Source organism: Vibrio sp. 1-1(7) (assembly GCF_013048485.1).
Classification (GTDB): domain Bacteria; phylum Pseudomonadota; class Gammaproteobacteria; order Enterobacterales; family Vibrionaceae; genus Vibrio; species Vibrio fujianensis.
This window is the reverse complement of sequence record NZ_VHSP01000001.1, coordinates 313,933-330,864: the sequence shown is the minus strand read 5'-3', so window position 1 is coordinate 330,864 and position 16,932 is coordinate 313,933. Positions and strand designations below refer to the sequence as shown.

The 16,932-nt window shown below is 44.1% G+C and carries 14 protein-coding genes; 5 read left to right on the top strand and 9 right to left on the bottom strand.

What is annotated here, in order from left to right; all coding sequences use genetic code 11:
• Positions 1–320: 320 nt before the first annotated feature.
• From FKN05_RS01650 to cobO, 3 genes are all read left to right on the top strand, one after another.
• Positions 321–1,565, top strand: coding sequence for an outer membrane protein transport protein (locus FKN05_RS01650; protein WP_170886706.1), 1,245 nt, complete (start codon positions 321–323; stop codon positions 1,563–1,565).
• A gap of 300 nt (positions 1,566–1,865) precedes the next feature.
• On the top strand, positions 1,866–3,146 hold the full coding sequence (locus FKN05_RS01645; RefSeq protein WP_099611371.1) for an outer membrane protein transport protein: 1,281 nt from the start codon (positions 1,866–1,868) through the stop codon (positions 3,144–3,146).
• A 341-nt stretch (positions 3,147–3,487) separates the two neighbouring features.
• Entirely contained in the window at positions 3,488–4,093 is a 606-nt protein-coding gene (gene cobO, locus FKN05_RS01640) for a cob(I)yrinic acid a,c-diamide adenosyltransferase (RefSeq protein ID WP_170886704.1), read from the top strand.
• A gap of 111 nt (positions 4,094–4,204) precedes the next feature.
• Here the strand turns inward: cobO and FKN05_RS01635 are convergent, their stop codons facing one another.
• The 3 genes from FKN05_RS01635 to apbC all read right to left on the bottom strand — a co-directional run bounded on the left by FKN05_RS01635 (position 4,205) and on the right by apbC (position 8,358).
• Positions 4,205–6,334, bottom strand: a complete 2,130-nt coding sequence (locus tag FKN05_RS01635) for an AsmA family protein (RefSeq protein WP_170886702.1) — start codon at positions 6,332–6,334, stop codon at positions 4,205–4,207.
• 87 nt (positions 6,335–6,421) lie between these two features.
• Positions 6,422–7,063, bottom strand: coding sequence for a uridine kinase (gene udk / locus FKN05_RS01630; RefSeq protein WP_099611374.1), 642 nt, complete (start codon positions 7,061–7,063; stop codon positions 6,422–6,424).
• 218 nt (positions 7,064–7,281) lie between these two features.
• Entirely contained in the window at positions 7,282–8,358 is a 1,077-nt protein-coding gene (gene apbC, locus FKN05_RS01625; protein ID WP_170886700.1) for an iron-sulfur cluster carrier protein ApbC, read from the bottom strand.
• Between the two features lie 157 nt (positions 8,359–8,515).
• On the opposite strand from apbC, the gene metG reads away from it, so the two are divergent.
• Together metG and FKN05_RS01615 are read left to right on the top strand one after the other, a co-directional pair.
• A complete protein-coding gene (gene metG / locus FKN05_RS01620; RefSeq protein ID WP_170886697.1) occupies positions 8,516–10,582 on the top strand; it encodes a methionine--tRNA ligase in 2,067 nt (688 codons plus the stop codon).
• 235 nt (positions 10,583–10,817) lie between these two features.
• Positions 10,818–11,624: a hypothetical protein gene (locus FKN05_RS01615; RefSeq protein ID WP_099611377.1), complete on the top strand. Its 807-nt coding sequence runs from the start codon at positions 10,818–10,820 to the stop codon at positions 11,622–11,624.
• 60 nt (positions 11,625–11,684) lie between these two features.
• Here FKN05_RS01615 and udp read toward each other — a convergent pair whose 3' ends face one another.
• The 6 genes from udp to moaC form a co-directional block, all read right to left on the bottom strand.
• Positions 11,685–12,446 (bottom strand): uridine phosphorylase, encoded by a 762-nt coding sequence (gene udp, locus FKN05_RS01610; protein WP_099611378.1) that lies wholly within the window; start codon positions 12,444–12,446, stop codon positions 11,685–11,687.
• 223 nt (positions 12,447–12,669) lie between these two features.
• A complete protein-coding gene (locus FKN05_RS01605; protein WP_170886695.1) occupies positions 12,670–14,973 on the bottom strand; it encodes a zinc/cadmium/mercury/lead-transporting ATPase in 2,304 nt (767 codons plus the stop codon).
• Between the two features lie 184 nt (positions 14,974–15,157).
• Entirely contained in the window at positions 15,158–15,574 is a 417-nt protein-coding gene (locus FKN05_RS01600) for a CBS domain-containing protein (RefSeq protein ID WP_099611379.1), read from the bottom strand.
• 180 nt (positions 15,575–15,754) lie between these two features.
• Positions 15,755–16,204, bottom strand: a complete 450-nt coding sequence (gene moaE, locus FKN05_RS01595; protein WP_099611380.1) for a molybdopterin synthase catalytic subunit MoaE — start codon at positions 16,202–16,204, stop codon at positions 15,755–15,757.
• 5 nt (positions 16,205–16,209) lie between these two features.
• On the bottom strand, positions 16,210–16,455 hold the full coding sequence (moaD, locus tag FKN05_RS01590) for a molybdopterin synthase sulfur carrier subunit (RefSeq protein WP_099611381.1): 246 nt from the start codon (positions 16,453–16,455) through the stop codon (positions 16,210–16,212).
• Positions 16,452–16,931 (bottom strand): cyclic pyranopterin monophosphate synthase MoaC, encoded by a 480-nt coding sequence (moaC, locus tag FKN05_RS01585; protein WP_099611382.1) that lies wholly within the window; start codon positions 16,929–16,931, stop codon positions 16,452–16,454. The genes moaD and moaC overlap by 4 nt, the downstream gene beginning before the upstream one ends.
• Position 16,932: the final 1 nt, after the last annotated feature.

Sequence of the window (16,932 nt, the reverse complement as noted above, 5' to 3'; positions counted from 1 at the left end):
TGGGAGTTACAGGTAGGCAGCAAGGGAGTAACAAATTTGTCTGGAACAAATTTGAACAGCCGTAAGCTGGTCTTACGCCATTTTACTTTTTATGATCAAATCTGCTCTTTTATTCCCTTCCTTTTTATAGAGCCTTAACTCTATAAAAAGCCATTTTGTTACATTTTAATGCCAATTACGCATCATATTTTAAACTTTAAATACACATTAGCCAATGGTCGGATTTCTATCTTCTATACTAGCGTCTAGTATCAGCCACCAAATGAGTAAAAACTCAACACAACGCCCAACTAGAGGCGATATAAAAAGGAAAAGATCCAATGAACAAGACGCGTCTGTTTAAGCAGTCACTATTAGCGGTGACTATCTCTCTTACTACCCAACAAGTGATCGCAGCAGGATTCCAGCTCAACGCACAATCAGCTACCGGTCTTGGCCGTGCTTTTGCTGGCGATGCCGTTATCGCGGACAATGCCTCTGTCATGTCACGTAACCCAGCGACAATGACCCTCTTTGATAAAACAGCTTTATCATTAGGGTTTGAAACGATCACCTCAAAAATAAAAGTGAAAAACGCTACCTATACCGGGCCCATGGGAGCGAGTTCTGCTGACTATAATGATGCAGGTACTACCTCTGTCGCTCCTAATATTCATCTTATCGTACCTATCGATGAACAATTTTCATGGGGAGCTAATATTTACTCAAATTTTGGTACTCGTACTGACTTTGGTAAAGGATATACCGCAAACGAATTCGGTGGTGAAACGGAAATTCTTAGTGTCAATTTCGGTCTATCCGGCGCTTATCGTATCAATAAACAGTGGAGCATCGGTGCTGGTCTCGATCTGATCTATGGGCAAGGAACATTGAAACGAGCTTTCCGAGATGATTTCTATACTGGCCCTGTTATTAATCCAGAAACTGGGCTTTTAAACGCTTTAAATGGTAGACAGTTAGTTGATATAGATAAAGCAGATGGTTTTGGAGTCGGTTTTAATATCGGTACAGTTTTTGAGCTAAATGAAAATAACCGCTTTGGCTTATCTTACCGCTACACGCCAGAAATCACCGCGAAAGATGGCAATAAAGAGGTCAAACTACCATTACCTGATATGGCTGAATTCTCTGGATATCATCGCTTAGAAGACAGCGCCTTTGCCATCCACTATAGCGTCCAATACATAGGATGGAGTGCTTTTGATAAGTTAAAATTTAAAAATCAAAACATTAATGAAAAAGCATATGAGTGGCAAGATGGCTGGCACTATTCAATTGGTGGAACCTACTACCTAAGTCGTGATTGGACACTGCGTACTGGCTATATGTATGACACCAGTGCACAAGATAAGATCACCTCAATATCGGTTCCTGACTCTGATCGTCAGTGGTTTTCAGCTGGCTTTACCTATCACCTTGATGAGAAATCTAATGTAGATTTTGGCTTTACCTATTTGATGGGAAAAGATGTAAAAGTCAACGAAAGCACTCCGGCGTCCTCTATATCAGCAACAACCAAAGCTGATGCAATCCTAATGGGCTTACAATACAGCCGTACGTTTTAGTCAAGAATCATTATCAAACTTAAATATAACGGGCTGAAGTATCAGCCCTTTTATTATTTTTATCATCTTAATTTCTCTCATTTAAGCGAACAGATGTACTGGTTTCACCCACTTACACCCTACATGTGTACGCTGAAAAACAATCACCCCACCTCACGCAATAGAATAAAAAACTAAATAAATAAACATAAGCAAAATATAAAATCAAAAAATCCCATTTTATTGTTTTTCATTGTTAGCATCGCGTTCCGGTGGTTAAACTTCTCAACCACCTATTAGAATATTTCAGCGAACATTATCATGACAATAAATCGTACCGTGCTTACCACCGCTATCGCCTGTGGTTTGATGACACTCTCCTCCGCCTCACTTGCCGCGGGTTTTCAATTGGCTGAATATTCAGCCACCGGATTAGGGCGAGCGTATGCAGGAGAAGCTGCGATGGCGGATAATGCCGGCGCACAATGGCGCAATCCAGCGATGTTGACTTATCTTTTTGGCACACAAGTCTCTACCGGTGCGATTTATGTCAATCCTAATGTGGATGTGAATGGGACTGTTAATTTTCACAATGTTGTCTCTCACGCTAATGCGTCTGACTATGCCAATGACGCGGTTATTCCTAATTTTTATCTCTCTCATCAAATGAATGAACGGGTATTTCTAGGCTTAGCACTAGGAACTAACTATGGCATGGAAACCGATTTATCAGGCTTTGCAGCCAGTCATTTTGGTGACGAAGCCATGATCAAAACGATGGAAGCCAACCTAAACTTAGGCTATCAATTAACCGAAACGGTCAGTATTGGCGGTGGTGTTCGATATGTGATGGGGGAAGGCCATTTTGGTGCTAGGGTGCCAGAGAAAAACTTCATTGGGCCTGGAGTATCCCTTCCCCAAGGTTCAACCCTAAAATATATGGAAGGCGATGACACCAGTTGGGGCTGGCAAGTTGGCACCACATGGCAAATTAATCCACAGCACCGAGTGGCCTTGAGCTATAAATCGGAAGTGGTGATGGATTTTGAAGGCCATGCGGAAGGCATAACTTATGGTAACTACAAGCCTGGGCAGCTTTCCATCACACTACCCGCAACAGCAGAACTGGCTAGTTTTCATCAGCTTTCCGAACAGTGGGCGATTCACAGTAGCATTAACTGGACAGATTGGAGCAGCTTTGATCAACTTACCGCTGAGTTTAATGATGGTTCAAGTGATTTAATCAAGTCGGAAAACTGGAAAGATAACTACCGCTTTGCGTTAGGCACCAGCTACATTTGGGATCAAGATTTAACCTTACGCGCAGGCATTGCCTACGACTTATCAGCGGTAAGTACAAAATATCGTACCGCGACTATTCCAGAAACCTCTCGAACTTGGTTAAGTGTGGGTGCGGGTTATCAAGCGACCAAACAACTTACGTTAGATGCCGGTTTTACTTATATTTTTGCCAAAAAAGCCTCCCTCGACGAGCCAAGGGAAGTGTCGGACGAAACGGCGGCATCTATTGCGGGTACCTACTCCGGAAAAGTAAGTGGTAATGTCTGGTTATTAGGCGTACAAGCCAGCTATCGCTTCTAAAGTCCTAGGGGTTGTTTGACCCTAGCCACAGCAGCATAAAAAAAGACTGAGGAGAATTCCTCAGTCTTTGGGTGCAAGCAAAGGTGTATCAACGATCCACTACTTTAACATTAGCCTGCTATCGGCTATGCCGCCAACTTTTTCTCTCATTAATTTGATCCTAGCCCCCACCTTGAGGTCATATCTAGGGTCTGCTGACGCAACGTATCCCGATGTTCTTTTTCACAGTGTGCTACCTGATAATATAAAACCCTTATCATATAAAACCATAATTTTAGACCGTGTTTCATTGGATAAAGTTAAGCTACTATAAATCCTTACCAACCTAAAAAGGAAAAACCATGTCCGACGGCGATATCAAACAACAGCGGCACCAAGCTCGTCAGCAAAAACTCAAACAGCAGGTCGATGCTCGCATAACACAAGCCCAAGAAGAAAAAGGGCTATTACTGGTGATCACTGGCAATGGTAAAGGAAAGTCCACCTCTGGTTTTGGTACCATTGCTCGAGCCGTCGGCCATGGCAAAAAATGTGCGGTAGCACAATTTATTAAAGGAACTTGGGAAAACGGCGAACGTAACCTACTCGAAAAACTTGGAGTCGAATTTCACGTCATGGCGACAGGCTTTACTTGGGAAACACAAAATAAACAAGCCGATACCGAAGCGGCCCAGCAAGTATGGCAAGAGTGTCGACGCATGCTTAAAGATCCCGCATTAGACGTGGTGTTATTTGATGAGCTGACTTATATGCTCAGCTACGGTTATATTGAGCTAGAGGATGTGCTGCATGCACTGATAGGACGACCAGCAACACAGTCAGTGATCATTACTGGCCGAGGCGCGCATCGATCTTTAGTGGAAATTGCGGATACAGTATCAGAAGTAAAAAACATCAAACATGCCTTTGATGCAGGAATCAAAGCACGACAAGGAATAGACTGGTAAGGTGCCTTGATCCTGCTAGCCGCTCACGCGACAGTGATCCTATCAGTAAGCGATTCATGGCCGTGCACAAAGTCACGGCCTTAGCGTTAACCGTGTAACAAGAAAATAAAATTAATGTTTCAGTAACCCTTTAAGTAAACTATCTACAGCTTGTTTGGTTTTTTCATCTTTAATTTTGCCACCTAATTTTTCTATGCTTCGATCGATCTCTTTTTGAGCTTTTTGTTTCAAGACGTCATCAAATACCAAGCGAAACTTAGGCTCAAGCCACTGACCTGAAATATGAACAGGTATCGTTACATCACGCAGCTCATCAATGTCTTTACCACCTTGCCCTTTTAATGTGCCAACAATTGATGTCCGGACAAGAAAATCAACCGTTTCTTGTAAGTAATTCGCCTTTCCTTCTCCATGAATACGCAGTAGTGGAGATTGCATGGTTAGATTGGAGGTAGAAACTTCACCTTTGTTCAGTTTCAGCGTCGCACTCATCGCGCTGAAATCGGTTTTCTTGACCGTATCTGATTCATCGATTTTTTGCCCTTTGAGTTTAGCGTAATGGGTACGAATCAACTGCGCGACATTAATGCCATTAACAGCCCCATCGGTAAATCGAATTGCCACCGTTCCCAGCAAATTTTTCTGGATACCCGTTGGAGTCAAGCTTTTGCCTTGCAGAACCACATCAATATTACCGGTACCTTCTAACAGTCCATTCTTCAGCACGTCGGCCAGTAAGGGTTGAACTTTCACCCCTGTAACCGTATTTTTCACGCGATAGGTTGCGGGTATCTGACGCGTATCGACCTGAGCACTGGCTTGAACTTTACCCTGATAAAGTTCAGCCGTTAGCGAACTGAGATCAATCACTCCTCGATTGATAGAGAAACGAGTCTGTACATTCTGCAGTTTGGCATTGGCGGCTTTTAATTGGTCTATCGTGATCTGCCCAATCATATCCATTCCTTTCAAAGCCGATAAATCAGGCTCAACCTCTTGCGCTGATGCTGATGGCGTTGTGTGCAAATTCTGAGTAGATTGAGCATTTCCAACCGATTCAGTTTGTAATTGACCTAGCCCCAAAAATTCATCAAGGTCGATATGTTGACTGTGTAATGTAAAGCGAACTTGTGGAATATCACTCAATAGTACACTTGCCTTTCCCGACAACTCTAGCGCGTTAGCGACCAGTTTTTCTACAATCAGATTGAGTGAATTTTTCTCGATATCAAAAGAGAAAGAGGCATTCATTGCCACTTGCATTGGCGATTGAGGTAACGCTTCCCCTTGTAAATGGGCAAGCAAATCTAATTCATCAATAGAGATGGTTGAAATCGCAGTATCAACCACTAAAGCTGTTTTTCCTGCCACATCCAATTGCAAGTCCGCCGCTTTTCCTTGCACAGAGAAAGCGAGCGAATTGGCCTTATCAAACTCAAACGTAGCCATTTCCAGTTTTATGGCCTCTATCTGAGTGGCAGCATCATTAAAATGTGCATTCAACGCAATATTACGCAAAGCATAGTGTTGATAATTTTCTGATAACTTGATTTCTGCTTGGCCAGCCACACCAAATTGTTGCTGGTTGTTGCTACCTTGTGCAGAAAAATCAATTGTAGTCCATCGATTAGCAGCAAATTCGGAAACCATTAATTGCACATCGTATAACTTTATATGTGTCGCTGTTTGCTGATCATTAACCTCCAAGCGAGCATCTTTAACTGAAACACCCGCTAAATTGATTGTCCAAGCATTTTCAGTCCTGGTAATTTCTGATTCTGAGCTTCTAGTTCCGCTTTCGGTATGATCGGCTTTCGTCGCAGTTTGCTGCGTATTCTCTGTGCTGGTTCGCTTGGCGACACGATCGATATTTGAGCGGCCATCTTTTAATGTTTCCAGATACATTTCAGCGCCTTCAAGCTGAACATTACCAATCTGTAACTGTTTATCAAACAATGGCATCACCGCTAGCTCGATACCGACACGATCGACTTTAAATAAATTTGCTTGTGTGAACCCGATAGGATTTTTAAGTTCAGTTTTACCAAGCTCTAACCCAATCGATGGAAAAAATGTCCAGTGAATATCACCATCAATAACCAATTCAAGTCCGGTATGTTTTTTTGTTTGCTCCACAATCAGTGGCTTAAATTGATTAGGATTAACAAAAATAACTAACGCTGCAATAGCACCGACGACAATCACCAGCAGCATAGCAATAAACAGGGACAGTTTTTTCATCTGCTTTTCCTTGCTTGACGAGATAAAGAAAGTGGCACTTAAAGTGCCACTAATACGGAAAAATATAAAGTCAACTATCGGTTAAATTTATGATTTTAGCAATCTAGCGATATGTGCTTTCAGCACATCTATCGCGATGCGGTTTTTTCCACCACGAGGAACGATGATGTCCGCATACTGTTTTGACGGTTCAATAAATTGCAGAAACATCGGACGAACGGTTTTTTGGTACTGTTTTAATACCGATTCCATCGTACGGCCCCGTTCTTCTACATCACGTTTTACGCGGCGTAATAAACAAATATCTAAAGGGGTGTCCATAAAAATTGAGGCGTGCATTAAGTCGCGTAAACGAGGATCTGTCAGCAGTAAAATACCTTCAAGAATAATTACTTTCTTCGGTGTTAATAACGTGGTGTTGGCCGTTCGAGTATGTTCACTGTAGCTGTACTCTGGAACTTCTACCGCTTCACCTCGGACTAAGGTTTGCAGGTGTTCACATAAAAGATCGTGATCTAAAGCATTAGGATGGTCGTAATTCGTTTTGACACGTTCCTCCATACTCAGATGGCTTTGGTCTTTGTAATAGCAATCTTCCGTGATTACACCGATTTGATGGTCGCCTACTTTGGCGCGAAGTTCATTATAAATGGTACTCGCGATAAGGCTTTTCCCAGAAGCAGAAGCGCCAGCAATACCGATGATGACGCATTGATTATTATCAGACATGGTTGAGTGTACCCGATACGTGTATGTGAGGAATGAAGATAAACCGCCTGATTATAGGGAGTTCATCCTACAGATACCAGTTCGTAAATCAGTAAAATACCCGTAATTTCTTATCTTGAATAAATTCACAGCAAGGCAAACGATTACCTTGCTGTTTGGAAAATATTTTCACAAAAATAAATTTAGCGGTGTCAACATTCACCGCTAAAAACTGAGACTTAATCCACGAACGTTAAGTCAATCATTTCTGGTTTTACTTGGCCTTGCCAATACAAGCTGGCGCAAATTCGCTCGGCAAGCATATAGAAGATCTGACTATGTTCACTGTCAGGACGAGCGATGACTGTTGGTTTACCAGCATCAATATCTTCTCGCATATGAATATGCAAAGGGATCTGAGCCAATAATGCTAAGCCATATTCTCCCGCTAATGTCTGCGCACCACCAACACCAAAAATCGCTTCTTTTTCGCCACAATGACTGCAGATGTGGTAGCTCATATTTTCCACAAGCCCAACCACCGGAACCTCTACCTTCTCAAACATGGCCGCACCTTTACGCGCATCGGCTAGGGCTAAATCTTGAGGAGTTGTCACAATCACCGCCCCCGTTACCGGAATTTGTTGAGAGAGCGTTAATTGAATATCACCCGTGCCTGGTGGCATATCAATCACCAAATAGTCGAGATCGGGCCATTCGGTCTCATTTAGCAACTGAGATAAGGCTTTAGAAGCCATCGGCCCACGCCAAATAGCGGCATCAGCTTTATCGACTAAATAACCGATGGAATGGGTATAAATACCATGCGCTTGCACGGGCAGCATCCATTTGTTGTCACGCACTTCAAGTTTCGCGCCTTGCACACCAAACATTATCGGAACCGAAGGGCCATAAATATCCGCATCGAGCAAACCAACCCTCGCCCCACTGCCCGCAATCGCCAATGCTAGGTTTGCAGCCGTGGTGGATTTGCCAACCCCACCCTTAGCAGAGGTAACCGCAATAATATTTTTAACCCCTTTAATACGGTTGGCAACCTGGGTCACTAAAGCTTTAGGTGTAACCGAAATCTGATAATCAAAACAGGCAACCTGTTGTGTTTTCTGTTGCTGAACAATCCACTGCTGCAATTCTGTAACCAATGCTTGAGCTGCAAATGGGATCTGTATTTCAAATTTCCCGCTCGCGGATACGGAGACAATACTCGGAGAATGCGCCCAGTCATCAATCAAGTTGGGGTGAGAAAACTGAGTGAGCCAAGAACAAAAATCATATTTGGACGTAAATGTGAGCATAAGCCCTCCTTTTTTGCTCATGCTACCACTCTCTTTCACGACACTGAACCCTAAAAAGATAAAGTCTTATCTCGACTCTTACCTTGGCGTCAGTAGCGTCATCAGGTAGTATTAACCATTACTTTCAATACCTATCAAATATAGCGAATAATTAAGTATGGCAACTGAACCAAGAACGGTTTCTCCAAGGAAACTACTGGTAACTTGTGCCCTTCCGTACGCTAACGGTTCAATCCACTTAGGTCATATGCTTGAGCATATCCAAGCGGATATTTGGGTGCGTTACCAACGCCTACGCGGCAATATCGTAAACTTCATCTGTGCTGACGACGCTCACGGCACGCCAATTATGCTTAAAGCACAGCAGATGGATATGACACCGGAAGCGATGATCGCTGCTGTCAGTGAAGAGCACCAAAAAGACTTCGCTGGATTTGATATCAGTTTTGATAACTATCACAGCACACACAGTGAAGAAAACCGAGAACTCGCCTCTTATATTTATCTGCAACTGAAAAAAAATGGCTTTATTACTAGTCGCACCATTTCTCAGCTCTACGATCCAGAAAAAGAGATGTTCTTACCGGATCGCTTCGTGAAGGGAACCTGCCCGAAATGTAAGTCAGAAGATCAATATGGCGATAACTGCGATGCTTGTGGGGAAACCTACAGCCCAACTGATCTGATCAACCCTCGTTCTGCCGTTTCTGGTGCCACTCCCATTATGAAAGAGTCGGAGCACTTCTTCTTCGATCTTCCTCAGTTTGAAACGATGCTTAAAGAATGGACTCGCTCCGGCTCATTGCAAACAGAAACCGCCAATAAAATGCAAGAGTGGTTTGAGTCGGGTCTTCATCAGTGGGATATTTCCCGTGATGCACCCTATTTTGGGTTTGAAATCCCCGGTGAAACCAACAAATTCTTCTACGTATGGCTCGATGCGCCGATTGGTTACATGGGGTCATTCAAAAATCTTTGCAGCAAGCGCAATGATTTAGACTTTGACGAATATTGGCATAAAGACAGCCAAACGGAGCTGTACCACTTTATTGGTAAAGACATTGTCTATTTCCACAGCCTATTTTGGCCAGCGATGTTAGATGGTAGTGGGTTCCGTAAACCGACTAACATTTTTGTGCATGGTTATGTCACCGTCAACGGCGCAAAAATGTCTAAGTCGAAAGGGACATTTATCAAGGCCAGCTCTTACCTTAAACATATCGAACCTGAGTGTTTACGCTACTACTATGCGGCAAAACTCAATAACCGGATCGATGATCTGGATTTGAATCTGGAAGACTTCACACAACGTGTGAATGCCGACGTCGTCAATAAAATCGTCAATTTAGCCTCTCGTAATGCGGGTTTTATTGCTAAACGTTTTGACGGTCAATTATCGGCTCATTTCGCAGAGCCCGAGTTATACCATGAGTTTATTACCGCCGCGGATCGCATTGGCGAGCTGTATGAAAATCGTGAGTTTAGCCGTGCCATTCGTGAAATTACTGCACTCGCGGATAAAGCCAACCAATACGTGGACGAAAAAGCCCCTTGGGTGGTAGCAAAACAAGAAGGCCAAGATCAAACACTGCAAGAGATCTGTACCGTAGGTATCAACCTATTCCGCGTGTTGATGACTTACTTAAAACCAGTCATGCCATCACTCGCTGAACGCTCTGAAGCCTTCTTAAATCAAACGCTCACTTGGGATGGCATTGCTCAGCCTTTAACAGATCATCCGATCACTACCTTCAAAGCGCTATTTAATCGTATTGATCCTAAGCACATTGAAGCCATGATCGAAGCGTCAAAACAAGAAGCTGCTGCTGAAAAATCTGCCGCAGAAGTCGCTGCACCTAAAGCACAGCAAACGGAGTTAAGCAAAGATCCCATTAGCGCAGAAATCGAATTTGACGATTTTGCTAAAGTAGACCTACGTATCGCGAAAATTCTTGCTTGTGAAGCGGTACCGAAAGCGGATAAATTGCTGAAATTCCAGTTAGATATTGGCGGTGAAACACGTCAAGTTTTCTCTGGCATTAAAGCAGCATATAACCCAGAAGATCTGGTCGGAAAATATACCGTCGTGGTCGCTAACTTGAAACCACGTAAAATGAAGTTTGGTCTATCAGAAGGGATGATCTTAGCCGCTGGCCCTGGTGGTCGTGAGCTGTGGATTTTAGAACCACATGAGGGTGCCCAACCTGGTATGCGTGTAATGTAACTCATTCCAGAGAACGTCAGCTTTAGGGTCTGTTGACCCTAGTGAGTTAGCCCCTATGACTTATCGGTACTAGGGGCTTTTTTCTTTTTTCAATCCCTCTTTTCGAGCATAGCGCACCAACACGGTGCGAATTTAACGAATAAAGCAAATTAAGCTATTGATTTATTAGCCATAAAATATTGGCATCAAGCATGCAACTCCTTTAATGGTGACTAACATAAACAAGGAGTCGCTTATGTTTGTTTTTATTTCAATGCTTATCTCTATCGCCGTTTTGTATTTGATGTACTTATTTACCCAACAAAAAGAGTCGGCTTTACAGCGGAAATACACCTTATTAATCAATTTACGACAGTTACTCTTCTTATGTCGTCAGCATCGTAGTGCTACACATCACAGCTTGATGTTTGGCCAAGACCGGTCGACAGAATTACAACACTTACAGCAACAGATTGAAGAGAATTCAGAACGTTTAGTTGCCACTGCACATTTTGATAATAAACCTATCTATCGGATTTTACAGCTGACATTGAAAGGGCTAGCCAATGATTGGCAAAAGCGAAGCATTTCTCGTAACCAAATGCTGCATGGTAAAGCGATTCGTCACTGCTTATTCTTACTAGATGAAGTCATGTTGGCTTGGCTAGTCGAGTCGAACCGAGAAGATTTGAGTGATGAATATCATATGAACTGGCAACAAGTACTTGACAGCATGGATGCATTAACTCAACTACGGATGTGCATTGAGGAGATGCATACCGAGGAAGGGCGCGCTCGGCTAAAATATTATTGCGGAGTTGTGCATCGAAAACTCAACCAGTTGGCACTCATTAGCCCGTTGTCTATTGCATCACCAGCCGGTGGTCAGGCGATGCATCGCTTAACGGAGTTACAAGATGCGCAGGCATTCATTATGGAACCTGAAGCTTTTTATCAACTCACCTCAGAAATTTCACTGAGTATCGCCGACGTGTACGATCAAATGTTAACGGATCTAACAGAGAGCTTATACCTACCATTACCTAAATTAGTTCTGGCTTAACGCTCTTAAAGCGATCCATAAGCACCGTGAATTCGGTGCTTATGGATTTGAAGCGATTATTTATTTGAGCATTTTACGAGCCGCTTCGACCACCACTCTAATAGAACGCGCTTCCGTTTCTTTCAATGTTGCATGATCAGGGATCTCTTTTTGTGTCCGGTTAATGATCACCCCCGCCACACAGCCAGCTTTTAACCCAGAACTCGCACACATGGTTAATAAAGTGGCGGATTCCATTTCAAAGTTAAGCACGCCCATTTCTTGCCATTCTTTCATCGAACCTTGGAAACGGCGAACGACACGTCCGGTGAAGGTATCATAACGTTCTTGGCCTGGATAAAAAGTATCACTTGATGCCGTCACTCCCATATGTACGGTTGCACCGCTTTCCAGTACCGCTGCTTTCATGGCAGTCGCAACGTCAAAGTCAGCTACCGCTGGGAATTCCATTGGGGCAAAGTGCAGGCTAGCACCGTCAAGGCGAACCGAACCGGTACTCACAATCATATCCCCCACATTAACATGAGGTTGAATTGCGCCAGTGGTTCCGACCCGCAAGAAAGTTCGAACACCTAATTGCGCTAACTCTTCAACAGCAATAGACGTTGAAGGGCCTCCAATCCCGGTTGAGCACACCACCACAGCGTGGCCATCAAGCTCAGCACGATAGAGCGTATATTCACGGTGACTGGCTAAAAAGACAGGGTTATCCATTAATTCGGCAATTTTTTGTACTCGTGCGGGATCCCCGGGAATAATGGCCAACGTGGCCCCATTCAAATCGGCCTGAGTAACACCTAAGTGAAATACAGCTTGAGACATAAGTAACTCCTTCATCGCGGCTTATTCTGCGCATCGTTAGTATTGGGTACAGCGCTACTCTAGCCCACTCACCAGCAACAATAAGTGATAGCCATCACAACAAAACGAGTAACAAAAACAGAAATTTCAAAGGAAACCGATTTGCATCACACATTTTTGTTATGTTTATGTAATAAAGATTCCTATCAACGCTAGATAACCATGTGATCACACGAGTAATCTCTTACCAAGAAGTATCACGCGCGGGCTTAAAACGTAATAGGCGTAAAGCATTTAACGTCACTAATGCCGTTGCGCCACTATCGGCTAATACCGCAACCCATAAACCAGTAATACCCAGTAAGCTGGTGACCAAAAAAATGCCTTTCAAGCCAAGAGCTAACGTCACATTTTGACGAATATTATTCAGGGTTGCCCGTGAAAGCTGGATCATACCGGCTAACCCTAACAGTCGATTATGCGTTAAGGCGGCATCTGCGGTTTCTAACGCAACATCGGTACCGCCCCCCATGGCAATACCGATACTCGCCTGTTTCATCGCGGGGGCATCATTAATCCCATCACCCACCATCGCGACCTGATGTTGCTCAGCCAGTTGTTCAATAAAGGTAACTTTATCTTGTGGTAACAACTCAGCTTGGTATTCAATGGATAACGTCTGAGCAATGGCGGCAGCACTACGGGAGTTATCCCCCGTGAGCATAATGCTCTTTATACCCAGTTGTTTCAGCTGCGCAATCGCGATTTTGGCATCATCTCTTAATGTATCTTGCCATGCGATAATGCCGACCGGCTGCTGATCTTTAACCGCTATCGCCAGCGTTTTTCCCTCATTCTCTAAACCAATGATCTGGGCTTGAAGCGACGAATCTAATGCTCTTGGCAATTTATTCGGCGATAATAAAGAATAACGTTGCCCATCAACGACACCGGTTATCCCTCGCCCAATCAACGCTTGTTTATCGATAGCCGTGCTCATTGAATATCCGCGACACTTGACCGCTTCAATTAATGATGTCGCGAGTGGATGCGTTGACCCTTGTTCAATCGCAGCAACCGCGCTCAACCAAGTAGGTTCAGATGCGATCAGATCAATAATATCGGTGACTTGCGGCTTTCCTTGCGTGAGCGTTCCCGTTTTATCAAACGCCATGACTTGAATCCGACCAAGTTGTTCTAATGCTGCTCCGCCTTTAATCAATACTCCTCGTCGAGCACCTGCCGCTAAGCCTGAGGTTATGGCCGCTGGCGTCGAAATAACCAACGCACATGGACAGGCAATCAATAACAATGCTAGACCTCGGTATGTCCAAGTTTCCCAAGGTTGCGCGAACAACAAAGGAGGAAGCACCACAACAGCCAAAGCCACGGCCATCATCAGCGGAGTATACCAGCGACTAAACGTATCGAGAAAACGTTCCAACGGTGCTTTACGTGACTCAGCCTCCTCAATTAAATGCAAAATTCGGTCAATTGCATTCTCTCCAGCTTGAGAGGTAATTCCCATCTGAATCACTCGATCGACGACAACAGCCCCAGCGAATAAAGCCTCACCTTGCTGCCGTTCAATAGGAATCGACTCCCCCGTGAGTGCGCTTTCATCAAAGCTTGCCACCGGATCCAGCAGGGTACCATCGGCGGGTAGGCGTCCCCCCGGAGCCACTTCGACCCTATCACCGGGTTGCAATTGCTGGGCTGAAACTACCGTTCGCTGACCTTGCTGATCGATTTTAGTTGCCATATCAGGGACTAGCGCCATCAAAGCCTGTACGCCTGAGCGAGCACGGGCCGCGGCCACTCCCTCTAGCCGTTCACCAATCAAAAAGAGTAACAACACCATAGCCGCTTCAGCCGTTTCACCCAAATATAAAGCCCCCAAAGCCGCCACGGTCATCAAGGTTTCAATGGCAAAAGGCGTTCCCGACTGGGCCAATTTCCAGGCTTTTCCTGCAATCGGGAACAGGCCGAATAGGCAAGTTAGTGTAAAGATCCACATCGCCCACTCTGTTGACCACGGAGCAGCGATAGCTCCTATCGCCATTGCAGCACCAATAGTGCCAATACGGAGGTTGTCTGGTTGTAACCACCAGGGTACTGATTGTTGCCCTTGATCCGATGCTGCCTTCATTGACGATTGAATCGCAAATCCAGCATTGGTGACCGCTTGCTCTACACGATTCGCGGTTTCCGCTTGGTTAAATTGCACAATTAATTTTTGCGTCGTAAACAGAACTTTTGCATCAACAACATCAGTCACTTTCTGCAAAGCCGTTTCTATTTTTCTCGCACAAGATGGACAATCCATCCCCACGACTTGCCAGCTTTGCTGATACAACGCCTTGGCTATAATAGGCTCTTCCTCTTCGAGTGCAGTGCTTTCACAACAACGTCCACCACAACAAGAGGTACTATTGGACGTAACACCATGCTGCCCTGCATGATTCAGGTTTGTGGAACAACACGCTGTCGACGCTTGATCAAAATCAGATGGCTGAGTAGCACAACAACCTTCATGCTTTACACACATAAATAAAGCTCCTTGACTGAGTATGTATAAAGCATAAACCTTAGAGTTAACTCCAAGGTCAAGACCTTAATGAGATAAAATAATTAATCAAAAAATGCCCATAAACCTATGGGCATCATCTCCAAATTTAACTGTTATCAATAAATTAAGAAATTATAAGAAATTAAAAAAAATTAAGGTAAAACTAAACCGGATTCTTGAAACACGCGGTTAAATTTTTCGCTATCGCCAGCAACACATCACGCCGAGTAATGATGCCAACCAACTTACCTTGTTCGACGACTGGATACACTTTCGGTTTACCGACTTTCATCATATCCGCGAGTTCAATGATCGACGTATCGGGTGAAACAGAAAGCACCTCTTGATGCATACAGTCACTGACAATGTGGGTATCTTGACAGAAATAACTCACTTTAATCAGTTTATCGAGTAAATCTTGTTCAGATATAAACCCAATAACTCGTTTCTGCTCATCAATGACTGGCCCCCCTAAATGACGAGAATGCATGACTCGTTCAAGAGCAGCACTCAGTGACATATCGGGGCTGAAGGTAACCGCTTGAACGGTCATGTAGTCTCTTACTTTCAATGAATCCATTACTGTCTCCTTGCGTCATGAACTACGCCTATACAGTAAGTGTTGACTAATTTCTTGATTTTACTAAATAGAAATCAATATTTTTTATCTGAGAAACTAACGATACCAGTAGTGACTGGCCAGAGAAGGGGGGTGAATCGTCGATAAGAGGAAGCCAGCACACGCTGGCAAACTCAATGGCTACCAGCGTTGGGCGGCTTGATGGTCGGAGTCGCGTGACTCAACCCAACGGGAACTTTGCGTGGTGCGCTCTTTTTTCCAAAAAGGTGCTTGGGTCTTTAATGTATCCATAATAAATTCGCAAGCCTCAAAACTAGCATGGCGATGAGCACTGGTAACGCCAACAAAGACAATCTGCTCACCGGCATCCATATCACCAATTCGATGAATGACTCGAACCTTTTGTAAAGGCCAACGACTCAGGGCCTGCTCACAAATAGCCTCCAGTGTTTTTTCCGTCATACCGGGGTAATGCTCTAAATGCAGCCCAACCACATCATCGCCTAAATTCATGTCACGCACTTTGCCGACAAAAGTCACAATCGCGCCAGCGCCACTACCTTGTGCTAAAGCGGCGTATTCATCAGCAACAGAAAAATCGTCATATTGAACGGAAACGTTTGAATTCATGCTGTTCAGCCTCCAGTTACCGGTGGAAAGAAAGCGACTTCATCTCCCGATTGTAAAGGATGCATCATTGGGACAATCGATTGATTAACAGCGGCAAGTAATTTATCAGCCTGTAAGGCAAGTGGCCACTTGCCTTCTTGTTGAGATAAATAATGACGAAGTGCTTCTACCGTTTCAAAACGAGCCTCAAGCTCTATTTGATCGCACCCGAGCAATTCTCGAGTTTGTGCAAAAAAAAGTACTTTGATCATTGTTCTGCCTTAAAGTGTCCTGATTTACCGCCCACTTTTTCAAGTAAACGAACCTGTTCAATCACCATATCTTTTTGTACCGCTTTACACATATCGTAAATCGTTAATGCGGCAACAGAGGCTGCGGTCAATGCTTCCATTTCAACCCCGGTTTTTCCTGCTAATTTACACACCGACTCGATACGAACTCGATTTTCATGTACTAAAGCTTCAAGATTCACTTCGACCTTTGACAGCAATAAAGGGTGACAAAGCGGAATGAGATCCCAAGTTTTTTTTGCTGCCTGAATCCCGGCAATTCTCGCCGTTGCAAATACATCACCTTTATGATGCTGCCCCGAAATGATCAGTTGCAAGGTTTCAGGTGCCATGCGCACATAAGCTTCTGCTCTGGCCTCTCGCTCAGTATCTCGCTTGGCAGAGACATCAACCATGTTAGCTTCACCACTGGCATTAATATGACTAAACTGGTTCATC

Coding starts and splice junctions, on each gene's coding strand:
- FKN05_RS01650 (WP_170886706.1), top strand. CDS start 321: ATGAACAAGACGCGTCTGTTTAAGCAGTCACTATTAGCGGTGACTATC.
- FKN05_RS01645 (WP_099611371.1), top strand. CDS start 1,866: ATGACAATAAATCGTACCGTGCTTACCACCGCTATCGCCTGTGGTTTG.
- cobO (WP_170886704.1), top strand. CDS start 3,488: ATGTCCGACGGCGATATCAAACAACAGCGGCACCAAGCTCGTCAGCAA.
- FKN05_RS01635 (WP_170886702.1), bottom strand. CDS start 6,334: ATGAAAAAACTGTCCCTGTTTATTGCTATGCTGCTGGTGATTGTCGTC.
- udk (WP_099611374.1), bottom strand. CDS start 7,063: ATGTCTGATAATAATCAATGCGTCATCATCGGTATTGCTGGCGCTTCT.
- apbC (WP_170886700.1), bottom strand. CDS start 8,358: ATGCTCACATTTACGTCCAAATATGATTTTTGTTCTTGGCTCACTCAG.
- metG (WP_170886697.1), top strand. CDS start 8,516: ATGGCAACTGAACCAAGAACGGTTTCTCCAAGGAAACTACTGGTAACT.
- FKN05_RS01615 (WP_099611377.1), top strand. CDS start 10,818: ATGTTTGTTTTTATTTCAATGCTTATCTCTATCGCCGTTTTGTATTTG.
- udp (WP_099611378.1), bottom strand. CDS start 12,446: ATGTCTCAAGCTGTATTTCACTTAGGTGTTACTCAGGCCGATTTGAAT.
- FKN05_RS01605 (WP_170886695.1), bottom strand. CDS start 14,973: ATGTGTGTAAAGCATGAAGGTTGTTGTGCTACTCAGCCATCTGATTTT.
- FKN05_RS01600 (WP_099611379.1), bottom strand. CDS start 15,574: ATGGATTCATTGAAAGTAAGAGACTACATGACCGTTCAAGCGGTTACC.
- moaE (WP_099611380.1), bottom strand. CDS start 16,204: ATGAATTCAAACGTTTCCGTTCAATATGACGATTTTTCTGTTGCTGAT.
- moaD (WP_099611381.1), bottom strand. CDS start 16,455: ATGATCAAAGTACTTTTTTTTGCACAAACTCGAGAATTGCTCGGGTGC.
- moaC (WP_099611382.1), bottom strand. CDS start 16,931: ATGAACCAGTTTAGTCATATTAATGCCAGTGGTGAAGCTAACATGGTT.